The sequence below is a fragment of the Pseudoduganella sp. RAF53_2 genome, assembly GCF_052113985.1.
Lineage (GTDB): Bacteria > Pseudomonadota > Gammaproteobacteria > Burkholderiales > Burkholderiaceae_D > Rugamonas.
The window spans coordinates 1-4,925 of record NZ_JBFRDW010000464.1; the positions used below are offsets into that span (position 1 = coordinate 1).

General features: G+C 60.4%; 5 protein-coding genes and 1 pseudogene. 5 read left to right on the forward strand and 1 reads right to left on the reverse strand.

Annotation, left to right across the window (positions count from 1 at the left end):
- Positions 1-163 precede the first annotated feature (163 nt).
- The 5 genes from AB4Z11_RS22955 (at position 164) to AB4Z11_RS22975 (ending at position 4,626) form a co-directional block, all read left to right on the forward strand.
- Entirely contained in the window at positions 164-1,570 is a 1,407-nt protein-coding gene (locus AB4Z11_RS22955; protein WP_442027903.1) for an amino acid permease, read from the forward strand.
- A gap of 60 nt (positions 1,571-1,630) precedes the next feature.
- Positions 1,631-2,341 (forward strand): class I SAM-dependent methyltransferase, encoded by a 711-nt coding sequence (locus tag AB4Z11_RS22960; RefSeq protein ID WP_442027905.1) that lies wholly within the window; start codon positions 1,631-1,633, stop codon positions 2,339-2,341.
- 99 nt (positions 2,342-2,440) lie between these two features.
- On the forward strand, positions 2,441-2,905 hold the full coding sequence (locus AB4Z11_RS22965; protein ID WP_442027906.1) for a carboxymuconolactone decarboxylase family protein: 465 nt from the start codon (positions 2,441-2,443) through the stop codon (positions 2,903-2,905).
- A 99-nt stretch (positions 2,906-3,004) separates the two neighbouring features.
- On the forward strand, positions 3,005-3,763 hold the full coding sequence (locus AB4Z11_RS22970; protein WP_442027907.1) for a cysteine hydrolase family protein: 759 nt from the start codon (positions 3,005-3,007) through the stop codon (positions 3,761-3,763).
- Positions 3,763-4,626, forward strand: coding sequence for a helix-turn-helix transcriptional regulator (locus AB4Z11_RS22975; protein ID WP_442027909.1), 864 nt, complete (start codon positions 3,763-3,765; stop codon positions 4,624-4,626). The genes AB4Z11_RS22970 and AB4Z11_RS22975 overlap by 1 nt, the downstream gene beginning before the upstream one ends.
- Here AB4Z11_RS22975 and AB4Z11_RS22980 read toward each other — a convergent pair.
- Positions 4,523-4,925: pseudogene (locus tag AB4Z11_RS22980) on the reverse strand (TIGR03571 family LLM class oxidoreductase); the annotation flags it as partial. The gene AB4Z11_RS22975 and the pseudogene AB4Z11_RS22980 overlap by 104 nt on opposite strands.

The following is a 4,925-nucleotide window of genomic DNA, read 5'->3' on the forward strand; positions in this document are numbered from 1 at the left end:
GCATGGCGGGGGCCCGTTATGCCGGCGTGTTTTAGCCAGTTTAGCGTCTGAACAACATTGAATATTCTTTTCCAATAAATCCAGACGGCTGTGCTAGTATGCGGCAGCGCCTTGCGGAGACAGGGCGAATATCCGTAGAAAAGAGAATATTGGAGAAGGAACAGTGAGTATTTTCAGAACCAAAAACCTGGACGACATGGTGGCAACTGCCCGTGCTCCAGGTGGCCTGCGCAAGGTGCTGGGCCCGTTTGACCTCGTCCTGATGGGCATTGGCGCCATCGTCGGTACAGGTATCTTCGTCCTGACCGGTACTGGCGCGCTGACTGCTGGTCCTGCTCTGACTATTTCCTTCGTCGTCGCCGCAATCGCCTGCGCTTTTGCGGCGCTGTGCTATGCCGAATTCGCTTCCACCGTCCCGGTGGCCGGTTCCATTTATACCTACAGCTACGCCACTCTGGGCGAGCTGGTGGCGTGGATGATCGGTTGGGACCTGATGCTGGAATATGGCCTGGCCACTTCCGCTGTGTCGGTTGCCTGGTCCGGCTACTTCCAGTCTTTGATCGACGCCATCGGCATCCATCTGCCGACCGCATTGACGGCGGCGCCAGGCGCCATCCCGGGCGTGAACACGCTGTTCAACCTGCCGGCCTTCCTGATCATGGTCGTGCTGACCGCCCTGCTGGGCTGGGGTGTGCGCGAATCGGCCCGCATGAACAACATCATGGTGGCGATCAAGATCGGCGTGGTGCTGCTGTTCATCGTTGTGGGTGCACGCCACGTGCATCCAGTGAACTGGCATCCATTCGCACCGTATGGCCACACCGGTATTCTGAGCGCTGCGGCGCTGGTGTTCTTCGCSTTYATCGGCTTCGAYGCCGTGACTTCGGCTGCTGAAGAAGTAAAGCGTCCGGAGCGCGATCTGCCGATCGGCATTATCGGTTCACTGACCGTCTGCACGATTCTGTACGTGATCGTGGCAGCCATCATGACCGGCATCGTTCCTTACAAAGAATTCCTGGGCATCGACCACCCGGTATCGCTGGCGCTGCAATATGCCGGTGAAAACTGGTTTGCCGGCTTCGTCTCGCTGGGCGCGATTCTCGGCATGACCACCGTGATCCTGGTGATGGCATTTGGCCAGACCCGCATTATCTTCGCCATGTCGCGTGACGGCCTGCTGCCGAAGAAACTGTCGACCGTGCATCCGAAATACGGCACCCCGTTCTTCGCTACCTGGCTGGTTGGCCTGATCTTCGGCGCCATCGCTGCGCTGGTGCCGCTGAATGTGCTGGCGGAACTGGTGAACATGGGCACGCTGGCTGCATTCTGCCTGGTGTCGATCGCCGTGGTCATCATGCGCAAGAAGCGCCCTGACCTGCACCGCGCCTTCCGCTGCCCTGGCGTGCCATATGTGCCGGCGCTGGCAGTGATCTTCTGCGTACTGCTGATGACCTACCTGGCTGCCACCACCTGGATTGCCTTCCTGGTCTGGCTGGCCATCGGCCTGGTCGTCTACTTCGGCTACGCACGGCATCGCTCAGTATTGAATACCGCTGCCCAGGCAGCGTAAGCAAAAAGGGGAAGACGAGTTCTTCCCCTTTTTTTATTTTCAACTGGAGGAGAGCAAATCATGAAATTGTTCGCTGCAGCCACGCTGCTGCTTGCCGCTGCTGTTTGCCAGGCAGCCGATGTCCCCACTACTGGCCGTTCCGCTGAAGATGTCGCCCGCGATGCGAATCGCAAACCGGCAGAGATGCTGGCTTTCGCCGGCGTGAAGCCTGGCCAGGTTGTTATCGATTATTTCCCGGGCGGCGGATATTTCACCCGCATCTTCTCCAACGCAGTCGGTCCGACCGGCCAGGTATGGGCCGTGGCGCCGCAGATCTGGATCGATCGCCGCAACGGCAAGCCGCTGCCGCCGCCGGTGTCCGGTGAAGAGGGCCGCAGCAATGTGCATGAATCCATTGGCGATGCGTCCTTCAACGTGCCCTTGAAAGCGGATGTGGTCTGGACCTCCCAGAACTATCACGACATCCACATCTGGGGCGGCGCCGCCGCCACGGCCAAGCTGAACAAAGCTGCCTTCGATGCTCTGAAACCAGGCGGCGTCTTCGTGGTGCTGGACCACGCCAGCGCGCCCGGTCTGGACGACAAAGGCATGAGCGACCTGCATCGCATCGATGAAGCCCTGGTCAAGAAGGAAGTCGAAGCGGCCGGCTTCAAGCTGGATGGCGAGTCTTCGGTTCTGCGCAATGCCGGCGATAACCACAGCCTGAAGGTATTCGATCCGTCGATCCGCGGCAAAACCGACCAGTTCATCCTGCGTTTCCGCAAGCCGTAAAAAATTTCGGGCAGTCTGTCACAAACCGGTTCCGGCGTTCGTCTAATGGGTATGGAAGGCGCATTGTGGCGCTTTCCACCTAGACCGGAGAAATACATCATGACTCATACTGCCCGTATCCCCTTCTTCACCCTGGCACAAAACCAGATGAAGAACATGATCGCCCTGTCCATGTCCGTCAAAAGCGGCGTACTGGGCCACCGCCTGATCGAGCTGATTAACCTGCGCGTGTCCCAGATCAATGGCTGCGGCGTGTGCATCGACATGCACTGGCGCGATCTGATCAAGCAGGGCGCCGATCCGCGCCATCTCAATTCCATCGCCGGCTGGCGCGAGTCGCCTTTCTTCGACGACCGCGAACGCGCTGCGCTGGGCTGGGCCGAAGCCGTCAACGCCCTGCCGCAGAAGGACGATATCGACGCTGCCTTCCGCGAGCTGAAAGAACATTTCAACGATGAGGAAATCGCCCAGATGGGTTATGCCATCTCCGTGATCCGCGGTTGGAACAGCCTGAACCTGAGCCTGCGCAACCAGATCCCGGAAGTGCCACCTCCAGGTATGTAATAAGGCAGAGCGCGCACGGAACGAATCAGAACCTTCTGCGTACCATTCCGTGCGCGACCGCCGGTATCTTGAAGACTCCACATTTAACGGAGTCTTCGCATGAAAAACTTGAAACCTCTCGTCCTCGCAAGCGCCCTGCTGCTGGCTTCGGCCACTAACGCAGCCAGCCAGTATGCTGATCCTGCCAATCCAGGTCTGCCTGCATCAACCTTCAAATGGGATGCCAGCCGTACTGCAATGGTGGTGATCGATCCCCAGATCGATTTCATGAGCGCCAAAGGCGCGGCCTGGGCCCTGGTCGGCGAGAGCGTTACCGAGCAAAAGCTGGTGCCGCACTTGCTGCAGCTGTTCGCCGCCACCAAACGCGCCGGCATGACGGTCGCGATTTCGCCGCACTACTACTATCCGCATGACCACAATTGGAAGTTCCAGGCGCCGGCGGAAAGCGTGCAGCACAAGCTGCGCATGTTCGACCGCAAAGGCAACCTGAATCTGGAGGGCTTCAATGGCTCCGGCGCCGACTGGATGCCTGAGTTCAAGCCTTACATCGAGGACGGCAAGACGATTGTCGCGGCCACCCATAAGCTGTATGGCCCACAGAGCAATGACCTGATGCTCCAGTTGCGCAAGCAAGGCATCGACAAGATCATCCTCACCGGCATGGCATCCAATCTATGCGTGGAATCGCATTTGCGCGAGTTCCTGGAGCGCGGTTTCGAAGTCGTGGTGGTGCGCGATGCGATCGCGGGTCCGAAAGCGCCGGAGGGCGATGGCTATGGCAGCGCGCTCGTAAATTTCCGCTTCATCGCAAACGCCGTCTGGACCACGGATGACGTGTTGAAGCATCTGGAGAATTAATGGCATTAACACTAGACCAGGCACTGGGACAGGTCGATATCACGGCCCTCGCCTTCCAGCGTATAGCGCTGGCGGGGAACGAACTGCCAGGCGCGGCGCCGGAGATGGCTCACTTCATCGCGGTGCTGGAGGGCTGTGGCACGCTGGGCACCGCATTGGGTCCCATCTCTGCCAAGGCGGGCGAGCTGCTGCTCTTGCCCGGCTACGCTGCCCCTCGTCCGGGACCTGGTCTGGTGCTGGCACATGGCCTGCTCGCGGCAAAGCTGCTTGACGGCCGCAGCCTGTTCGACGTCCTGCTGCTGCCGCACAGGCTCGATGCGGCAGGGAGCGAATTGTTTACCGGCGCAATTCCCGAACTGCTGCGCGAGTCGGCGCACGGCGGCGCTGGGTCGGCCGCGATCGTGAATTGCGTGGCGCGGCGCCTGGTCACCACGCTGGTACGCCATGCCTGGCCTGATGCGGCAGAGGTCCCCTCTCCCGGCATCAGCAGCCAGCAGGAGCGCCTGGCCAAGATCGTCAAGCTGCTGGAGAAGGACCCGGCCCGCGAGTACACGCTGGATGGGCTGGCGCAAGCGGCGGGCATGAGCCGCACCGTTTTTCACCGCCTCTTCACGCAAACCTACAGCTGCTCGCCGCTGTCAATGCTGCGCGAATTCCGCATGAAGCGCGCCGAGAAGCTGCTGGCCGAGACGGACATGCCGATCAAAATCATCACAGCGCGTCTGGGCTACCGCAGCCGCAGCCATTTCTGGAAGCTGTTCAAGGATGCGCATGGTGTGGACCCTGAACAGTTTCGTCAATCACGTACAGACCCAGCTCCCGGATCACCTCTACTGGTGGACGTCCGCCAGGAGCCAGGTTGATGATGACATGCGCCACGCCCAGTTCCTGTAAGCGCTGCAGGTAAGCCTTTAGCGCATTGCGGCCGGTGCGCATGCCCAGCGTGATCGGAACCGGCGGCGCGTCCGGGTCTTCTTCGAGGTCCAGGTTCAGCGACTGGATGAACGGCTTGGCACCTTCACTGCGCTGGGCCAGCGCCTGCTGCCACAGGCCGATGCGGCCTTGCTGGCGTTCTTCTTCACGGTGATAGGACGCCCAGCCGTCCGCATTGGCCGCAATCCATTGCAGCGATTGACGGGACGTTCCGACCACGATCATCGGC

What these genes read in the sequence shown, in the direction of transcription:
- AB4Z11_RS22960 (WP_442027905.1), top strand. Translation starts at nt 1,631, where the DNA reads ATGAAATTGTTCGCTGCAGCCACGCTGCTGCTTGCCGCTGCTGTTTGC.
- AB4Z11_RS22970 (WP_442027907.1), top strand. Translation starts at nt 3,005, where the DNA reads ATGAAAAACTTGAAACCTCTCGTCCTCGCAAGCGCCCTGCTGCTGGCT.
- AB4Z11_RS22965 (WP_442027906.1), top strand. Translation starts at nt 2,441, where the DNA reads ATGACTCATACTGCCCGTATCCCCTTCTTCACCCTGGCACAAAACCAG.
- AB4Z11_RS22975 (WP_442027909.1), top strand. Translation starts at nt 3,763, where the DNA reads ATGGCATTAACACTAGACCAGGCACTGGGACAGGTCGATATCACGGCC.